At 69.4% G+C, this 16,394-nt stretch carries 18 protein-coding genes and 1 pseudogene; 12 read left to right on the top strand and 7 right to left on the bottom strand.

The window, feature by feature from the left end:
* Positions 1-7: 7 nt before the first annotated feature.
* Both LGN10_RS05470 and LGN10_RS05465 read right to left on the bottom strand, forming a co-directional pair.
* Positions 8-985, bottom strand: coding sequence for a sigma-54 interaction domain-containing protein (locus LGN10_RS05470; RefSeq protein ID WP_059639467.1), 978 nt, complete (start codon positions 983-985; stop codon positions 8-10).
* 6 nt (positions 986-991) lie between these two features.
* On the bottom strand, positions 992-1,291 hold the full coding sequence (locus LGN10_RS05465) for a hypothetical protein (protein WP_226222101.1): 300 nt from the start codon (positions 1,289-1,291) through the stop codon (positions 992-994).
* Positions 1,292-1,440: 149 nt separating this feature from the next.
* Here LGN10_RS05465 and LGN10_RS05460 point away from each other — a divergent pair, with 149 nt between their 5' ends.
* The 4 genes from LGN10_RS05460 (at position 1,441) to LGN10_RS05445 (ending at position 5,206) form a co-directional block, all read left to right on the top strand.
* Positions 1,441-3,423, top strand: coding sequence for an ATP-binding protein (locus LGN10_RS05460; RefSeq protein ID WP_226222100.1), 1,983 nt, complete (start codon positions 1,441-1,443; stop codon positions 3,421-3,423).
* Positions 3,424-3,491: 68 nt separating this feature from the next.
* Positions 3,492-3,902, top strand: a complete 411-nt coding sequence (locus LGN10_RS05455) for a BON domain-containing protein (RefSeq protein ID WP_226222099.1) — start codon at positions 3,492-3,494, stop codon at positions 3,900-3,902.
* 80 nt (positions 3,903-3,982) lie between these two features.
* Positions 3,983-4,528, top strand: a complete 546-nt coding sequence (locus LGN10_RS05450; protein ID WP_059574409.1) for a hypothetical protein — start codon at positions 3,983-3,985, stop codon at positions 4,526-4,528.
* Between the two features lie 102 nt (positions 4,529-4,630).
* Positions 4,631-5,206: a DUF4142 domain-containing protein gene (locus LGN10_RS05445; RefSeq protein WP_319001213.1), complete on the top strand. Its 576-nt coding sequence runs from the start codon at positions 4,631-4,633 to the stop codon at positions 5,204-5,206.
* Between the two features lie 22 nt (positions 5,207-5,228).
* Here the strand turns inward: LGN10_RS05445 and LGN10_RS05440 are convergent, their stop codons facing one another.
* From LGN10_RS05440 to LGN10_RS05430, 3 genes are all read right to left on the bottom strand, one after another.
* Positions 5,229-5,732, bottom strand: coding sequence for a PRC-barrel domain-containing protein (locus LGN10_RS05440; protein WP_226222096.1), 504 nt, complete (start codon positions 5,730-5,732; stop codon positions 5,229-5,231).
* 101 nt (positions 5,733-5,833) lie between these two features.
* Positions 5,834-6,265 carry a CBS domain-containing protein gene (locus tag LGN10_RS05435; protein WP_059574406.1) on the bottom strand — a complete coding sequence of 144 codons (432 nt, stop codon included), beginning with the start codon at positions 6,263-6,265 and terminating at the stop codon, positions 5,834-5,836.
* A 346-nt stretch (positions 6,266-6,611) separates the two neighbouring features.
* Complete coding sequence (locus LGN10_RS05430; RefSeq protein ID WP_059574405.1) at positions 6,612-6,860, bottom strand: hypothetical protein; 249 nt, start codon at positions 6,858-6,860, stop codon at positions 6,612-6,614.
* 120 nt (positions 6,861-6,980) lie between these two features.
* Between LGN10_RS05430 and LGN10_RS05425 the strand changes: the two genes are divergently transcribed.
* The 6 genes and pseudogenes from LGN10_RS05425 (at position 6,981) to LGN10_RS05400 (ending at position 13,060) form a co-directional block, all read left to right on the top strand.
* Positions 6,981-7,280 carry a hypothetical protein gene (locus LGN10_RS05425; protein ID WP_226222094.1) on the top strand — a complete coding sequence of 100 codons (300 nt, stop codon included), beginning with the start codon at positions 6,981-6,983 and terminating at the stop codon, positions 7,278-7,280.
* Positions 7,281-7,361: 81 nt separating this feature from the next.
* Positions 7,362-7,559, top strand: coding sequence for a hypothetical protein (locus tag LGN10_RS05420; RefSeq protein WP_059639473.1), 198 nt, complete (start codon positions 7,362-7,364; stop codon positions 7,557-7,559).
* Positions 7,560-7,573: 14 nt separating this feature from the next.
* Positions 7,574-7,885, top strand: a complete 312-nt coding sequence (locus LGN10_RS05415) for a hypothetical protein (RefSeq protein WP_059574402.1) — start codon at positions 7,574-7,576, stop codon at positions 7,883-7,885.
* Positions 7,886-8,067: 182 nt separating this feature from the next.
* Positions 8,068-8,971: pseudogene (locus tag LGN10_RS05410) on the top strand (MipA/OmpV family protein).
* A gap of 97 nt (positions 8,972-9,068) precedes the next feature.
* Positions 9,069-10,763: a VRR-NUC domain-containing protein gene (locus LGN10_RS05405; RefSeq protein ID WP_226222091.1), complete on the top strand. Its 1,695-nt coding sequence runs from the start codon at positions 9,069-9,071 to the stop codon at positions 10,761-10,763.
* Positions 10,760-13,060 carry an ATP-dependent DNA helicase gene (locus tag LGN10_RS05400; protein ID WP_226222089.1) on the top strand — a complete coding sequence of 767 codons (2,301 nt, stop codon included), beginning with the start codon at positions 10,760-10,762 and terminating at the stop codon, positions 13,058-13,060. The genes LGN10_RS05405 and LGN10_RS05400 overlap by 4 nt, the downstream gene beginning before the upstream one ends.
* Before the next feature lie 18 nt (positions 13,061-13,078).
* Here the strand turns inward: LGN10_RS05400 and LGN10_RS05395 are convergent, their stop codons facing one another.
* Positions 13,079-13,852, bottom strand: coding sequence for an IclR family transcriptional regulator C-terminal domain-containing protein (locus tag LGN10_RS05395; RefSeq protein WP_059574399.1), 774 nt, complete (start codon positions 13,850-13,852; stop codon positions 13,079-13,081).
* A gap of 148 nt (positions 13,853-14,000) precedes the next feature.
* On the opposite strand from LGN10_RS05395, the gene LGN10_RS05390 reads away from it, so the two are divergent.
* Both LGN10_RS05390 and LGN10_RS05385 read left to right on the top strand, forming a co-directional pair.
* Positions 14,001-14,234, top strand: coding sequence for an AbrB/MazE/SpoVT family DNA-binding domain-containing protein (locus tag LGN10_RS05390; RefSeq protein ID WP_099317453.1), 234 nt, complete (start codon positions 14,001-14,003; stop codon positions 14,232-14,234).
* Positions 14,235-14,285: 51 nt separating this feature from the next.
* Positions 14,286-14,948 (top strand): hypothetical protein, encoded by a 663-nt coding sequence (locus tag LGN10_RS05385; protein ID WP_226094200.1) that lies wholly within the window; start codon positions 14,286-14,288, stop codon positions 14,946-14,948.
* Positions 14,949-15,004: 56 nt separating this feature from the next.
* Here the strand turns inward: LGN10_RS05385 and LGN10_RS05380 are convergent, their stop codons facing one another.
* On the bottom strand, positions 15,005-16,306 hold the full coding sequence (locus LGN10_RS05380) for a UDP-N-acetylglucosamine 1-carboxyvinyltransferase (protein ID WP_012340028.1): 1,302 nt from the start codon (positions 16,304-16,306) through the stop codon (positions 15,005-15,007).
* Positions 16,307-16,394 lie beyond the last annotated feature (88 nt).

The raw sequence follows: 16,394 nt of genomic DNA, 5'->3' as shown, positions 1-16,394 counted from the left end.
GCGCCGCTCACGAGCCGCCCTGGTCGCGCATCAGCGCGAGCCGGTTGTAGAGCGTCTTCAGGCTGATGCCGAGCGCCTTGGCCGCGCGCGGCTTGTTGCCGTCGAAGTGACGCAACGTCTCCGCGATGAAGCGTTGCTGCACATGGTGCAGCGTCGCGCCGAGCGGCAGCGCCATCGCGCCTTCCGACGTGCTGGCGGCCGCCGGCAGCGGCTGCTTCGGGAGTGCGACGTCGATACCTTCGTCCGACAGGATGTATGCACGCTCGATCGTGTTGTGCAGTTCGCGCACGTTGCCGGGCCATGAATACGCGCGCAACGCGGCGATCGCCGCGTCGGTCAGCCGCTTGTGCGCGCGATGCCGCGCGTTCAGCGTGTCGACGAACTCCTGCGCGATCGTCTCGACGTCGCCGTCGCGCTGGCGCAGCGGCGGCACGTAGATCGCGAACGCGGCGAGCCGGTAGAACAGGTCCTCGCGCAACCGGCCGTCGCGCACCGCGTCGGCCGGATTGTGACGGGTGGCCGAAACGAACCGCACGTCGAGCGGAATCGATTCGGTGCCGCCCACGCGCACGATCGTGTTCGACTCGATCGCCCGCAGCAGCTTCACCTGCAGCGCCGCGGGCATTTCCGCGACCTCGTCGAGCAGCAGCGTGCCGCCGCGCGCGGCTTCGAAGAAGCCTTCACGCTGCGTGATCGCACCGGTAAAGCTGCCTTTCTCGTGCCCGAACAGATGCGCCTCGGCCAGGTCGGGCGGAATCGCGCCGCAGTTCATCGGCACGAACGGACCGTCGCGTCGCGCGCTCAGATCGTGCAGCCGCCGCGCGACGATATCCTTGCCGACCCCGCTTTCGCCGGCAATCATCACGCTCGCGCGGGTCGGCGCGATTTTCTCGATACGGGCGAGCAGCGTGCGCATCGCGGCGGACCGGCCGGACAGCCGGCGACCGTCTGCGCGCTGCTTCGCCCGGTTGGCGGATTCACCCATAGGCGTTCACGGGCCGTTTTGAAAAACGGCATCGCACGTTCCGTTGATTGCAATATTTATCATCGACAGCGAAACGACCGCGAAGGTGCCGCCGAATGGAAAATTCCAATGTGCGCGGCGTGAGTGAAAGCAACAGGCCATCGGGTTTGTCGCCGGCCCCGGCGTGATGACGCATTCGGTCAGGACCAGCGCTTTTTTACAGAAACCCGATGAAAAAAGCGGCCGGCGACATATCGCGGCGGCGCGCCCGGCGAACCCGCCCGCCACCGGCCCGGTCGCACCGGGCGCCGGCGCGGGGCCGGCCATCGGCTGCCGCGGGCCGCGAATGCGCCGCCACCCGGGTACGTTCTTTGCTGACGCCCTCAAGCTCGCCCCGGCGCGTTCGACGGCATGCCGGATGGCCGAAAGGCGGCATTCCCCCCGCACGACGGGAGCCGGCGCGATGCAAGGATGCAATGAGGACTCTGACCCCTGAGCTGTTCCGGCAGGGTGCATGGGTCGTACTGGCCGTCGGGCTCGCGTCCGCGCTGCAGGCGTGGGCGATCCGGGCTGTCGGCGAGCACGCGCCATTTGCGCCGCTGCCTTTTTATGCCGGCGTGGCGGCTGCCGCATGGCTGACGTCGTTCGGCGGCGGTCTGGTCGCGACCGTCGCCAGCATCGGCGTGATCGCCGCATGGTGGTGGCGCGCCGCGCCGCTGGCGACGCTGCTCGCGCAAGCCGGCACGTTCGTCGCGATCGGCTTCGTCGAATGCGTGCTGGTGGCGGCCGTGAAGCCGCTGCTCGCGAACGATCGTCCGCGCGCGTTCGACGCCGCCGGTGGCGAGCCGCATCCGCCGCACCGCGAGCCTTCCGTCGGCGCGGGCGTGCGCGACGACGGGCTGCTGCGTCAGGTGGTCGATGCGTCGCCCGATGCGATCGTCGGGATCGACGCCGCGCGCCGCATCACCAGCTGGAATCCGGCCGCGGCACGAATCTTCGGCATCGATGCGGCGCAGGCGAGCGGACGCGACATCGTCACGATGATCGCGCCGCGCTGGTTGCGCCGGCATGCGGTGCCGGCGTCGTTCGCGGACCTGCGCGCGCCGGTCGGGCCGCTCGACGTACTCTGCGTGCGCCACGACGGCGGCCGGTTTCGCGCCACCTTCGCCGCTTCGCCGATCGTCGATGCAGAGGGCCATTGCGCGGGCCTGTCGCTGATGCTGCGCGAAGCGGGCGAACGCCGCCGCAGCGAGCGCCGCGACCTGCGTTCGCTGCGTGGCGCTCGCGACGCACGCGTGCAGGCCGATGCGTCGAACCGGCTGAAGGACGAGCTGCTGGCCACGGTCTCGCACGAACTGCGCACGCCGCTGAACGTGATCTACGGCTGGGTCGAGGTACTGCGCAACGCGGACGGGCAGGGCTTCGCGCAACAGGCGGTCGATGCGATCGACCGCAGCGCGCGGTCGCTGTCGCACATGGTCGCCGATCTGCTCGACGCGTCGTCCCTCGCGACCGGCCGGCTGCGCCTCGAACGCGTGCCGGTCGATCTCGTGCGGATCGTGCGCGATGCGGCGCGCGAACTCGACGCGACGGCGCAGGCGAACGGGCTCGTGCTGTCGACCGAGTACGCGATGCCGGCCTGCGTGATTCCGGCGGACGGCGAACGCCTGCGCCAGGTCCTGTCGAACCTGCTGTCGAACGCGATCAAGTTCACGCCGCCGGGCGGCCGCATCAACGTGTCGCTGACGCGCGCGGGCGAACGCGTACGGTTGTCGGTCGCCGACACCGGGCAAGGTATCGCGCCGGAACGCCTGCCCCATCTGTTCGAGACGTTCAGCCGGCCGGAAGGCGCGTTCACGTCGCCGAAGCGCGGCCTCGGGCTCGGCCTGTCGATCGTGCGCAACATCGTGCAGCTGCACGGCGGCGACGTCGTCGCGACGAGCGCGGGCGCCGGGCGCGGAACGACCGTCACGGTGACGCTGCCGGCCGGCTGGGATGCCGACGATCCGGTGGAGCGGCCGGCGCGCGCGAAGGGCATGGCCAATACGGTCGCACTCGACGGTCAGCGCGTGCTGGTGGTCGACGACGACGCGACGTCGCGCACCAGCCTCGCGGCCGCGCTCGAAACGATGGGCGCGCAGGTATCGACCGCGCGTTCGGGGCACGACGCGCTCGACGCGGTGGCACGGCAGCCGCCGAGCGTCGTGCTGTCGGATCTCGCGATGCCGGACGGCGATGGCTACTGGCTGCTGGACCGGATCCGGCGCCTGCCGAACGGCGGCGGGCATCTGCCGGTCGTCGCGGTGACCGCGCACGCCGGCAAGACCGACCGGCGCCGCGTGATGGCCGCCGGGTTCGATGCGTATCTGTGCAAGCCGGTCGACATGCCGACCCTCGCGAGCGTGATCGTCGATGTCGCCCCGGACGACGCGGGCGACGCGAAGCCGCGCGAGCGGTGACGGCCAATACACGGGCGCGGCTATCCGGCCGCCTGACCGCCGCGGCCGCATACGAAAAAGGAGGCACGATGGACGCAACGGAAAGCACGCGGCGCGGCGGCACGGGCGGCAAGCCGGCACGCACGCGACGCAGGACGCCGATCGGGCGGATCGCGAGCATACTGATGTTGTCGTGTGCATGGATCGCGACGCCCCGCTACGCATCGGCCGAGGAGGCTACGCGTGCGAAGCTGGCGAGCCAGGCGTCGGCCGTCGGGGGCCAGATCCGCGACGCGACGCTCGCGTCCCGCGTCAGGGCCGCGCTCGTCGCCGAACGCGGCCTCGCTTCCGGCGACATCGACGTGCAGGTCCATGACCGCGTGGTCGAATTGACGGGCAACGTGCCCGACGAGCGGCAACGCGCGGCCGCGGTCCGCGTCGCGCACGACGTCAGCGGCGTGAGCGGCGTGCGCGACAAGCTGCAGATCCGCCGGAAGTAATGTGATGCGCGGGCCAGCGCCGGGCCGACCGGGCGTCGCGCGCCCGCGACCCTGCGCGTCACCGGGCAGGAGGGTTCGACATGGACACCATCATCGCGGGCCGTTTCTCGCGGCTCGAGCAGGCCGAACGCTGCGCGGAGCAACTGCGCGGCCACGCCATCCATCGGGACGACGTGAAGGTCTTCTTTCTCAATCCGCCCGGGCAGCACGCGCTGTTCTGGCTCGGCGGCGACGTCTATGCGGACTCCGCCGCGCGGCCGGGCGGCCTCGGCGCGCTGGAAGGCGTGGCCATCGGCGCGGTCGTCGGGCTCGCCGGCGCCGCGGTGCTCCATCTGGGCGGGCTTCATTCCCCGCTCGCGTGGATCGGCGTGCCGCTCGTCGGCGCCTATGTCGGCGCGTTGTGCGGCGCGCTCGGCCGGATGCGCGGCGATGCACCGGAGGGACATGGCGCACTGAAGCAATGCGAAAACGGCGTCGTGCTGGCCGCGCACGTGACGCGGCGCACGATCGCGTTCGCGGAGCGGACGATGCTCGCCGCCGGCGCGCTGTCGGTGGAGCGCACCGAGGGCGCATGGCACAACGGCGCGTGGACCGATTTCTTCACGTCGGCCCATCGTCCCGCGTGACGGGAAGCCGCGCGGCCGGCCCCGCTTCGTCGCCCGACCTCGGAGGCCCGGATGAATAAAACGAACCGGACGAAACAACGCGGGCGTCGGCCGGTAGTCATCATGCTGATGGCCGCCGCCGGTGTCGGGACGTTCGCGCTATCGCACGCGCAGGCGCCGCCCGCTTCGTCCGCGCAGGTCGCGCCGGGCGTCATCCGGCCGGGCTCGACCGCCGACGAGGCCGGTATGACGCAGCGGCCGGCCGGCCTCGACGCCGAGTTCGTCGACAAGGCCGGCATGATCGGCAAGGTACAACGACAGGCCGGCCAGCTCGCGCTCGATCGATCGTCGAACGCGGACGTGAAAGCCTTCGCCCGCCGGATGGTCGACGATCACGCGCGTATCGCAGACGAATTGCGGCATCTCGGCGCGCAGAAGGGCGTGCCGGTCCAGACGCGGATGCTCGTGGATCCGGAGGTGACGGCATTGCGAGCGAAGGACGGGCACGCATTCGATACGGCGTACGTGGCGCTGGCCGGGCCCCGCGCGCAGGAAGCGGCAGTCCGGCTCTACGAAACCGAGGCGAAAGACGGTCGCGACCCGCAGCTTCGCGCGTTCGCGGCCCGCACGCTGCCGACGCTGAACGCGCACCTGGGCGCCGCGCGGCAACTCGCGAAGACGGTGGCCACCGCGCAGTGACCCGCATTGCGGCGGGTGCGCTTCAGTGCTGCCGTGTGCCGTCTTCAGGGCCGCCGGGGGATGCCTCGTACGGCGGCGAATCGAGCGCCGTTTCGCCTTCCTCGATCAGCCAGTAAGGCGAGCTGCCGTAGTACGCATGCAGCGCTTCGGCCCATTCGGGGTCGGCCATCGCGGGCCACCGGCTCTTGTCGAAGCCGGGCGCCTCGCGCACGCGCGCGGTGTCGACCGGCAGCACGAAGCATTCGCGCTCGGCGTCGAGAACGAGCGCGTTCCACGGCACCGCGAGCAGCTTGTCGCCAATCCCGAGCAAGCCGCCCGACGACACGACCGCGTACGCGATCCGTCCCGCGCGTACGTCGAGCATGATGTGGCTCACCTTGCCGATGTCGTCGCCGTCCATCGTCAGCACGCGATCGTCTTCGAGCGTGCGAGCGGCCATCACGTCGGGCCCCGGCCCGCCGGCGGCCGTGCGCGGGTTCGCGCCGACGATGCGCGCGGCGTCGCGCGACGGTTTGTCCGTTGTCATCGAAACCTCCTGGTAGAAGCGGCACCGCGGTCCACGCGCAAATCCATCGCGCGGGTACGGCGCCGGGGTAGCGGGCAACGCAGAACGATGAGAGATGCCGGTCAGCGGCGGCGCGGCAGCGATACGTCCTCGAGCGTATTGGCCAGCTCGTCGCGCGCCGGGCCGCCCGCGCGCGTCGCGATGTCGCCGAGCGACACCATGCCGACCAGCTTCCGGCTGCGATCGAGCACCGGCAGCCGGTGCAACTGCACGTCGGCCATCCGCTGCTGAATGTCGCCGACGCCGTCGTCTTCCACGCACCACTGCACGGGTCTGGACGCCACCGCGTGCACCGGCGTATCGGGCGAATGACCGTGCGACAGCGCCCGCACCGCCAGATCGCGGTCGGTCACGATCGCGACGAGCTCGGTGCCCTCGCACACGGGCAGCACGCCGATGTCGAAGCGCTGCATCAATTCGGCCGCACGGCGAATCGTGTCGGTCGGTGCGACGCATACTACGTCGCGCGACATGATCTCGTTGACGCGATACATGAACGCCTCCTTCGTGATCGGATCCAGACGGGAGCAGGCCGCGTGCCGCGCGCGATGCGCGCACGCGGCGCCCGGACGGCCGGAGGACGGAGAAATTTGCCAGCCCGCTTGTACATCTTCCACGGCGGTCGCCGCCTCGCGGCAGGGGCATCAACGCGGGACGTCAGTGGCCAATTCCCGTCATCGTGACGATCGCCAGCACCACGGCGCTTTCGATCGCGGCCAGTGCCGCGACGCCGGCCGCGCCACTGATTTCATGCCATCTGCGTTCAAGGACTTTCATCGAATCGCTCCTGATTTCGCCGGCCCGCGCATGCGCTGCCGCACCGCGGGCCGGGTGCCGCCGTCAGCCGTGATCGGGGGGCGGTGAAGGGACGTGCGGCGCGCGACGTTCGTGCTCGCCGGACGGCTTGGCGGGGTCGATACGGGTTGCACCGCCGACGGCGGGCGGATCGCTGGCCGGGAACGTCTCCTCGAGCCCTTCGTCGATGCGCTCCTCCGTCTTGTCTTCGGACGGCGGGCGCGACGTGGCGAGCCGGAGCACTCCGGCAACCGGTGACACGGCGTCGCGGCGGCCGGTGGCGTGAACGATCATGGTCGGACCTCCTTGTCGATGAGAAGCGCAAGCGGCGTACCCGCGGCGCACGCGGCACGGCGCTTGCAAGCCGGCCAGGACGGCCGGGCACGCGTCCGGTCTGGACGAGAGGACATCGCGATGAATGCAGCCAGGGAAAGGATACGTTACGACGCGAACGTATGCGGCGGCGATTTCGGCCCCGTGCGCGAGCGTTTCGATACGTGGAAGCGCGAATCGCGGGTCTACCGGCCGGAGCGGCGCATGTTCGACGGCAAGGACGAAGTGCGCGAGCTGAACCACGTCGTCTACGACAGCCCCGAGCGGGCCCAGCAGGCGCTGGTCGCGCAATGCGAACCGTCCGACCCGTTCGCGCTCGCCGTGCAACTGTCCGCCGAGGGGCGCACGATGTGGCTCGTCATGGCCGCTTACGACGATTGAACGGAACAGCGGGAGAGCGGGCACGGCGCTTGCGGGGCTCGCCTCGCCATCGAGATGCGCGCGCCGTCGCGCAGGAGTGACATGAAGACGCCATCCATGCTGCACCGCCCCGAACCGACGACACCCGACGTCGAACCGGATCCGCCGCCGCCCGGGCACGACGACCCGGTCGACCCGCCCGTGCCCGACGGGCTGCCGCAGGGCGACCCGCCGTCGAACCCGCCGCCGATGCGGATGCCGGCCGGGGCAGTGCGCCACCACCGGCCGCGCGAACACTGAAAAGGAGGACCGTCATGGACATTCACGTGCAATCGCCAGACAAGCGCGCGATCGCTCAGGTACTGGGCCGCTATTTCGAATCGCGTTCGCTGCACTATCACATCGAGGAATTGCCGGGCGGCGTGCTGCAGATCGGCTTTCGCGCGAGCGGCCGCCCGGTCGCCGTGACCGTTTCGTTCGACGATGTCGCGTACGACACCTTTACGCACTGGGACGCCAGCCAGAAGCAGCTGGCGCTCGGCCGGCTCGCCGACGGTTTCTCCCGGATGATGTCGACGCGCAGTCCGGCCGCGCTCGCCGGCGACTATCACGTCGAGCGTTTCTGATTCCGCAATCATCCGCCGGCTCATGCCGGCTTCCGGCAAAGTGCCCGCATACAGCGGGCGCTTTGCGTCTGTGCGCGCGTCGCGTAGGATGTCCATTAATTCAGCGCATGCTACGTTCGCGCCGCAGGCTGCGTGCCGTTGCAGCCGACGAAGCGCGACGCGCTTTCCCTCAGGTTCCTTTCATGCAACCGACGGAGACCGCCTTGACCCCTGTTGCTCGCCTGTTGCTGTCCCCCGGCGCACGCCGGTTCGTATCCAGCCTGTCGGCATTCGCGGCGCTCGCCGCCGCCGGCGCCCGCGACGCGTCGGCCCAGACGCCTTCGCCGCTCGGCGAATGGCAATACACGGCGGGCGTGCCGCTGCGCAAACTCTTCGATCCGAATATCCCGACCTGGCAGGTCAGCGTCGGCGCCGCGATGACGCTGCAGCCGCGCTATGCGGGCTCCGACCGCTATCGCGTGATGGGCGGCCCGAATTTCGATATCCGCTATCGCGACCTGTTCTTCCTGTCGACCGGCGAGGGGCTCGGCGCGAACGTGCTGCGCGGGCCGAACTGGCGCGTGAGTTTGTCGGTCGGCTATGACCTCGGGCGCCGTTCGGCCGATGATCTCGGCCATCTGAACGGTCTCGACAACATCAATGCGGCGCCCGTGATGAAGCTCGCGGCCGACTACGTGGTCTCGAAGGATTTCCCGCTCGTGCTGCGCGCGGACGTGCGGCGCAGCATCGGCGGGTCGAACGGCTGGACCGGCGATTTTTCCGCGTACATGCCGATGCCCGGCAGCAACGAACACTTCTTCTGGTTCGCGGGGCCCACCGTGTCGTTCGCCGATTCCCGCTACATGAACAGCTGGTTCGGCGTGAGCCAGGGGGGCGGCGGCGCGCTCGGGGCTGCCGGCCTATTCGTCCGGGGCCGGGATCAAGTCGGCCGGCGTGGGCGTGACGATGGTGTGGTTCGTGAACAAGCACTGGTTCGTCACGATGGACGGCGCGCTCGAGCAGCTCGTCGGCCGCGCGGCGCGCAGCCCGATCACGCAGCAGTCGACCAACGGCGTGTTCGACATGTCGGTGAATTACCAGTTCTGACCGAAGCCGGGGCAGCGGAACGGCAATGCCGCGTGCGGCATTGGCCGCCACATTTGATATGATTGCGACCTGTACAAATGTACAGTGATCGATCCCCGTGACGCCTGCTTCGCCGACGCCTCCGGCGTTTTACTACCTGACCAATTTCGAACGCGCGCTGGCCTGGCTCGGCGAGCGTTACGACGACCTGTTCGACGCGCACGAGCATGCGTTCGTCCGGCAGTTCGCGGCGCTGCCGCAGGCGTCGCGCGCGCTGCTCGTGCGGATGCTGATGCGCAATGGCTCGGATTTCCGCGCGAGCAAGCTCGTGTACGACGAGATCGGCTGCACGCTCGACGCCGCCGCGCCGCTCGTCGCGCTCGGCTGGGTCGATCCGGCGCCCGCGCTCACGCTCGACGAGCTGTTCGCGCTGTCGACCAAGGCCGATCTGCTGCGCATCTTTCCGTCGCTCGCCGCGCATGCTGGCGAGCGCAAGGCCGACTGGCTCGAACGGCTGAGGCCCGCGCACGACGTCGCGCAACCGCTCGACGCGTGGTGCGCGCAGGCCGACGACCGCGTGCTGCGCGTGACGGTCGGCCCGCTGTGCGACCGGCTGCGGCTGATGTTCTTCGGCAATCTGCATCAAGACTGGAGCGAGTTCGTGCTCGCCGATCTCGGCGTGTTCCAGTACGAAAGCGTGCCGATCGCGCCGTCGTCGCGCGCGTTCCAGCAGCGTGGCGACGTCGATGCATATCTCGCGCTGCAGATGTGCCGCGACGCGCTCGACGCATGGCCCGACGATCTGCCGTTCGACGATCTGATCCGCGCGCTGGACGCGGTCGACTGTGCGCAGCCGTGGCTCGCGACGCGCCGCGCGAAGCTGCTGTTCGCGCTGGGCCAGGCATGCGAACGCCGTGCCGACTGGTGCGCCGCGCTCGACGCGTACACGCGCAGCGCATGGCCCGGCAGCCGCCATCGGCGCATCCGCGTACTCGAACGCTGCGGGCGCGACGGCGACGCGCTCGCGCTGGCGCTCGACGCGCGCGGCGGCTTCGAGAGCGACGAGGAGCGCCAGCGCGTCGAGCGCATGCTGCCGCGCCTGCAGCGTCGCGCCGGCCAGCGGGTCGAACGCGCGGTCGCCGCCGCGGCGGTCCCGCGCGAGACGCTCGTGCTCGCGCGTCCCGACGCATCCGTCAGCGTCGAATTCGCGGTGCGCGACCATCTCGCGCAGCCGGCGTCGCCGGTCCACTACGTCGAAAACACGCTGATCAATTCGCTGTTCGGGCTGCTGTGCTGGGAACCTGTGTTCGCGGCGGTGCCCGGCGCGTTCTTTCACCCGTTCCAGCGCGGCCCGGCCGACCTGCACGCGCCCGATTTCGCCGCGCGTCGCGCGGCGGCCTTCGACGCGTGCTTCGCGCAGCTCGATTCGGGCGCGTACCGCGACACGATCCGTCGGCATTTCGCGACGAAGGCCGGCGTGCAGTCGCCGTTCGTGTTCTGGGGCGTGCTGACCGACGCGTTGCTCGACGAAGCGCTCGCGTGCCTGCCGCCCGAGCACCTGCGGCTGTGGTTCACGCGCCTGCTCGCGGATATCCGCGGCAACCGGTCCGGCTTGCCCGATCTCGTGCGCTTCTGGCCCGACGAACGCCGCTACGAGCTGATCGAGGTGAAGGGCCCCGGCGACCGGCTGCAGGACAACCAGACGCGCTGGCTCGCCTACTGCCTCGCGCACCGCATGCCGGTGCGCGTCGTCGACGTCGAGTGGGCCGGCGAGGGCGTCTCGCACGCCGAGGCGGCGGGGTTGTCCGCATGAGCTACGTCGTCGCGGTGCGGGCGATGTGCGAGTTCACCGCGCGGCGCGGCGATCTCGACCTGCGCTTCACGCCCGCGCCGACCGCGCTCGAAGGCATCGCCGGCCACGGCGCGGTCACGTCGAAGCGCGGCGGGCGCTACGAAACCGAGATCGCGCTGACGGGCACGTGGGGCATGCTCACCGTGCGCGGCCGCGCGGACGGCTACGATCCCGTGGCGAACCGGCTCGAGGAAATCAAGACCTACCGCGGCAGCCTCGATGCAATGCCGGCCAACCACCGCGCGCTGCACTGGGCGCAGGCGAAGGTCTATGCGCACCTGATGTGTGCTGCGCGCGATCTGAAGGAAATCGACGTCGCGCTCGTGTATTTCGACATCGTTTCCGAGCGCGAGACCGTGCTGACGGAAACGCTCGATGCCGGCGCGCTCGCGACGTTCTTCGCCGAGCAGTGCGCGTGCTTCGTCGGCTGGGCCGAACGCGAGACGGCCCATCGCGCCGCGCGCGACGCGGCGCTGCGCGCGCTCGCGTTTCCGCATGGGCAGTTCCGCAGCGGCCAGCGCGAGCTGGCCGTGGCCGTCTATCGCGCGGCACGCGACGAACGCTGCCTGATGGCGCAGGCGCCGACCGGCATCGGCAAGACGCTCGGCACCGTGTTCCCGTTGCTGAAGGCCTGCGGCGAGGGCGAACTCGATCACGTATTTTTCCTGACCGCGAAAACACCCGGCCGCGCGCTCGCGCTCGAAGCGGCGACGACGCTCGGCGCCGGCACGCCCGCTTTGCCGCTGCGTGTGCTGGAACTCGTCGCGCGCGACAAGGCGTGCGAGCATCCGGACAACGCGTGCCACGGCGAATCGTGCCCGCTCGCGAAGGGCTTCTACGACCGGCTGCCGGCCGCGCGCGATGCGGCGATCGAGGCCGGGCTGCTCGATCGGGAGACCGTGCGCGCCGCCGCGCTCGCGCACGACGTCTGTCCGTACTACCTGGCGCAGGAGCTCGCGCGCTGGTCGGACATGATGATCGGCGACTACAATTACTACTACGACGGCAGCGCGATGCTGCATACGCTCGCGCAGCAGAACCAGTGGCGCGTCGGCGTGCTCGTGGACGAAGCGCACAACCTGCTCGACCGCGCCCGCAAGATGTACAGCGCGTCGCTCGATCCATTCGCGTTCGCGGCCGCGCGCGAAGCCGCGCCCGCCGCGCTGCGCAAGGCATTCGACCGGCTCGCCCGCGCGTGGGGTACGCTCAATCGCGCGCAGGCCGAGCGCTATGCCGCCTATCCCGAGGTGCCGGGCCCGATCGTGTCGGCCGTGCAGAACCTCGTCGCGGCGATCGGCGAACACCTGACCGACGCGCCTCGCGCGAACGGCGACGCGCTGCTGCGTTTTCATTTCGAGGCGATCCAGTTCGGCGTGCTGGCCGAGGCGTTCGACAGCGCGTCGATCTTCGACGCGACGCTGCATGGCGAACCGATGCCGCGCCAGCCGGCGCTCGACGGCGTCGCGACGGCCGGCCGCCGGCGCCGCGTCCAGTCGACGCTGTGCGTGCGCAACGTGATCCCGGCCGGCTTCCTCGCGCCGCGCTACGAAGCCGCGCGCGCGACCGTGCTGTTCTCGGGCACGCTGAGCCCGTTCCATTTCTACCGCGACACGCTCGGGCTGCCGGGCGATACCGGCTGGCTCGACGTCGACGGGCCGTTCCGCGCCGAACAACTGACGGTGCGCGTCGCGAGCCACGTGTCGACGCGCTGGCGCGACCGCGATCGTTCGCTCGAGCCGATCGCCGACCTGATCGCCGCGCAATACGCGGCACGGCCCGGCAACTATCTCGGCTTCCTGAGCAGCTTCGACTACCTCGGGCGTGTGGTCGCGCTGATGCAGACGCGCCATCCGGACGTCCCCGTGTGGGCGCAGGCGCCCGGCATGGCCGAAAGCGAGCGCGACGCGTTTCTCGCGCGCTTCGACGCGGGCGGGCGCGGCGTCGGCTTCGCGGTGCTGGGCGGCGCCTTCTCGGAAGGCGTCGACCTGGTCGGCGAGCGGTTGATCGGCGCGTTCATCGCGACGCTCGGGCTGCCGCAGGTCAACGACATCAACGAGCAGATGCGGCGCGCGATGGACGCGCGCTTCGGCAACGGTTACGACTACATGTACCTGTATCCGGGGCTGCAGAAGGTCGTGCAGGCGGCCGGGCGCGTGATCCGCACCGAGCACGACGAGGGCGTCGTGCATCTGATCGACGACCGTTACCGGCGGCGCGAAGTGCGCGATCTGCTGCCGCGGTGGTGGCGGATCGGGTGACGGCGGCGGCACCGGCTGCTACAGCACGTTGAGCATCGCGAGCGCGGCTTCCTGCAGATGCGGCAGCACGCGCCGCACGGCCGCGTCGGTCGTCTCCGCGCCGATCGGCATGTTCGTGCTCAGCGCGGCGACGACTTCGCCGTGACGGTTCTTCAGCGGCACCGCGATCCCGCGTACGCCGACCTGCAATTGCTGCTCGATCGCCGCGTAGCCGGCCTCGCGCGCCCGGTCGACCTGTTCGAGCAGCCGCGCCTTGTTGGTGATCGTGTGCGGCGTGAACGGCGCCAGCTCGGTCTCGTCGAGCCACGCGCGCACGGCTTCTCGATCGGGATGATGGGCGAGCAGGACGACACCGGGCGACGTCAGCGGCGCCGGCACGCGCGCGCCGAGCACGAAGCCCGTCGTCATCACGCGCGACACGCCGTTGCGCGCGATGAACACGAGCTCCCAGCCGTCGAGCACGCTGACGTACGCCGATTCGTTCAGCGACGCGCTCAACTGCTGCAGATAAGGCTGGACCGTGCGCGGCAGGCGCGCGGAATCGAAATACGACCAGCCGACCCGCAGCACGCGCGGCGTGAGGCCATACAGCTTGCCGTCGGTGTACACGTAGCCGAGCGATTCCAGCGTCAGCAGGTAGCGCCGCGCGGCCGTGCGCGTGAGGCCGGTGCGCGCGGCGGCTTGCGTGGGCGTCATGCGCGCGTGCTGGCTGTCGAAGGCCTCCAGGATCATCAGGCCTTTTTCGAGGCCGGCAATCCAGTCGCGTCGGTCGAGGTCCGGCTTTTTCGTCATCACGGGTGGGTGGTGGCGCGCGGTGTTCGCGCGGGAGTGGGCGATTATCGCGCGAGTTGTGGGGGAGCGGGAGGTCGGTTGATCCGCCATCCTTGCCCGTGGGATAGGGGCCGATATAGAGTCGGCGACATCCATTCAAGGAGGACGTATGCGGGTTGCAAAGTGGGGGAATAGTCTGGCCGTGCGCCTTCCGGCCGGTCTGGTCGACGCGTTGGGGCTACGTGAAGGCGACGAAGTCGAAATAGTCGTTCACCATGCCGGTGCTTTGGCCGCGAGCCGCCACGCGAGCCCCGAAGCGCTTCTGCTGCCGTTGAGGCGTTTCAGAGGCAAGCTGCCGGGCGATTTCAGGTTCAGGCGGAACGACGCAAACGAGCCGGATTGAGTCGACCCATTCAAGCGCCGGAACGCGCCTGCGGCGCCGCCCAGCTTACTTGTGTTCGTGCCAGAGCGCGGCAATGCGCCATCGGGCGTCGATCACGCACCACTGCTCAACGAAATCGAAGCGGGAATCGATTGCCTGGTCGATCCGTACCGATCCGATGCCCGTTATCGTCGCGCACCGTCCGCGCGTAACGATTTGCATGGTTTCGTCCCGATATGCGATAGCCGGTCTGTCCGGTGTGCGTTCGGCCGCTACGACGCGCATTCGCGCAAGAAATTGCGCTTTCGGGCGAATGCGAGCTTCGTGCCGGACAAAGAAATGCGGGCTCGCGACGAAATCGAGTTGTTCGACATCGGCGTGACGATACGCGTCGATCCAGACGTCGCGCATCTGCGCCAGGGTGAATCGAGGTTCCATAGGCTGTGCATTTTCGTGCTGGAGGGAGGATGTGCGGTTTTTTGCACTTTCCGCCGGATCAGGAAAGCAGGCTATGGCCGGGCTCACGTTTCGGCAATTGGACGGGTCCGAATCTGGTTTTCCGCGAGCGGGAAAAGCCGGCGGGTCGCGGGAGTAGACGTCCCGATGACGCATCGTCAGGCTGACGCCGACTACGGGAAAAGGCGTGAAGCAGCACGCAGCGTGCTGACGCGGACTGATGGCAACCGATGGCAGAACGCCGCGCGGCCGCGCATGGAAACGGCCGATACGGCATGAAAAGCGGACGAACCGGATGCGACGCGACCGTTGCGCGCGCCGCATCCGTCACGACCTTACTCGCTGCTCGTCCACTCGACGTTCGCACCGACCGAACGCAGGTTTTCGACGAAATGCGGATGTGCGCGGCGAATCGGCAGCGCGTTCATGATTTCCGAGCGGCCTTCGATGCTCGCGGCCACCATCAGCAGCGCGATCGCGACGCGAATGATGTACGGGCTCTCGACGCGCGCCGGCGTCAGTTGCAGCCCGCCGAACGTGATCAGCCGGTGCGGATCGGACAGCAGCACGTGCGCGCCGAACTTCGACAGTTCGCCGGACCAGCCGAGCGCGCCGTCGTAGACCTTGTTCCAGAACATCGCGCTGCCTTCCGCGCGCACGCCGAGCGCGATGAAGATCGGCAGCAGGTCGACCGGCAGGTACGGCCACGGCGCGGCCTCGACCTTGGTCAGGATGTTCTGCGTGAACGGCCGGCGCACGCGCAGCGGGCCGTCGCGCTCCGCGCGCGACCAGCCGTCGCGGTGCGTGACGGTAACGCCGAATTTCGCGAACGTGCGGTCGATCAGCGGGAAATGCTCGGGCGACGAGTTGCGCACCGTGATGTCGCCGCCCGTGATCGCGCCGAGCGCGAGGAACGTCGCGATCTCGTGGAAATCCTCGGCGAAGCGGAACTCGCCGCCGCCGAGCTTGCCGCCGCCCGTCACGCACAGCCGCGACGTGCCGATCCCCTCGATCGCGACGCCGATCATCGCGAGGAACTGGCAGAACTCCTGCACGTGCGGCTCGGATGCCGCGTTCATCAGCGTCGACGTGCCGTTCGCGGCCGTCGCGCACAGCGCGAAGTTCTCGGTGGTCGTCACCGACGCGTAGTCGAGCCAGTGATCGTTGGCCGTCAGCGGGCCGTCGGTACGGACGATCAGCGAATCGGGCGTGCGTTCGATGTGCGCGCCGAACCGCTCGAACACCTCGACGTGCGGATCGATCTCGCGCACACCGAGCGTGCAGCCTTTCACGTCGTTCTCGAGGCGCGCGACGCCGAAGCGCGCGAGCAGCGGCGGAATCAGCATGATCGACGAACGCATCGCCTCGGGCAGCCGGTGGACCGCCGGATCGAACTTCGTGTTGCGATGGTGAAGCTCGAGCAGACCCGTCGTGAAATCGACCGACACGTCGCTGCCGAGCGTGCGGAAGATGTCGAGGATCTTGCGCACGTCGGTGATGTCGGGCACGCCGACGAGGCGCAGCGGCTGATCGGTCAACAGGGTGGCGCACAGAATCGGCAGGACGGCGTTCTTGTTCGCGGACGGCTTGATGTCCCCGCGCAGCGGAGTGCCGCCGTGGACGATGAGATTCGACATGATATGGGGGCGTATCGGTGACTGACGTAGGCCCATATGATGCCATTGGTCGGCACGCGGCGTGGAATGTTCGCAGGGGAAAAGGGGA

Source organism: Burkholderia sp. AU32262 (assembly GCF_020419985.1).
In the GTDB taxonomy this organism is placed as follows: domain Bacteria; phylum Pseudomonadota; class Gammaproteobacteria; order Burkholderiales; family Burkholderiaceae; genus Burkholderia; species Burkholderia semiarida.
This window is presented reverse-complemented; position numbering and strand designations above follow the sequence as displayed.

What these genes read in the sequence shown, in the direction of transcription:
- LGN10_RS05390 (WP_099317453.1), top strand. Translation starts at nt 14,001, where the DNA reads ATGCGGGTTGCAAAGTGGGGGAATAGTCTGGCCGTGCGCCTTCCGGCC.
- LGN10_RS05420 (WP_059639473.1), top strand. Translation starts at nt 7,362, where the DNA reads ATGAAGACGCCATCCATGCTGCACCGCCCCGAACCGACGACACCCGAC.
- LGN10_RS05455 (WP_226222099.1), top strand. Translation starts at nt 3,492, where the DNA reads ATGGACGCAACGGAAAGCACGCGGCGCGGCGGCACGGGCGGCAAGCCG.
- LGN10_RS05430 (WP_059574405.1), bottom strand. Translation starts at nt 6,860, where the DNA reads ATGATCGTTCACGCCACCGGCCGCCGCGACGCCGTGTCACCGGTTGCC.
- LGN10_RS05435 (WP_059574406.1), bottom strand. Translation starts at nt 6,265, where the DNA reads ATGTATCGCGTCAACGAGATCATGTCGCGCGACGTAGTATGCGTCGCA.
- LGN10_RS05465 (WP_226222101.1), bottom strand. Translation starts at nt 1,291, where the DNA reads ATGGCCGGCCCCGCGCCGGCGCCCGGTGCGACCGGGCCGGTGGCGGGC.
- LGN10_RS05470 (WP_059639467.1), bottom strand. Translation starts at nt 985, where the DNA reads ATGGGTGAATCCGCCAACCGGGCGAAGCAGCGCGCAGACGGTCGCCGG.
- LGN10_RS05450 (WP_059574409.1), top strand. Translation starts at nt 3,983, where the DNA reads ATGGACACCATCATCGCGGGCCGTTTCTCGCGGCTCGAGCAGGCCGAA.
- LGN10_RS05380 (WP_012340028.1), bottom strand. Translation starts at nt 16,306, where the DNA reads ATGTCGAATCTCATCGTCCACGGCGGCACTCCGCTGCGCGGGGACATC.
- LGN10_RS05440 (WP_226222096.1), bottom strand. Translation starts at nt 5,732, where the DNA reads ATGACAACGGACAAACCGTCGCGCGACGCCGCGCGCATCGTCGGCGCG.
- LGN10_RS05445 (WP_319001213.1), top strand. Translation starts at nt 4,631, where the DNA reads ATGCTGATGGCCGCCGCCGGTGTCGGGACGTTCGCGCTATCGCACGCG.
- LGN10_RS05395 (WP_059574399.1), bottom strand. Translation starts at nt 13,852, where the DNA reads ATGACGAAAAAGCCGGACCTCGACCGACGCGACTGGATTGCCGGCCTC.
- LGN10_RS05415 (WP_059574402.1), top strand. Translation starts at nt 7,574, where the DNA reads ATGGACATTCACGTGCAATCGCCAGACAAGCGCGCGATCGCTCAGGTA.
- LGN10_RS05400 (WP_226222089.1), top strand. Translation starts at nt 10,760, where the DNA reads ATGAGCTACGTCGTCGCGGTGCGGGCGATGTGCGAGTTCACCGCGCGG.
- LGN10_RS05425 (WP_226222094.1), top strand. Translation starts at nt 6,981, where the DNA reads ATGAATGCAGCCAGGGAAAGGATACGTTACGACGCGAACGTATGCGGC.
- LGN10_RS05460 (WP_226222100.1), top strand. Translation starts at nt 1,441, where the DNA reads ATGAGGACTCTGACCCCTGAGCTGTTCCGGCAGGGTGCATGGGTCGTA.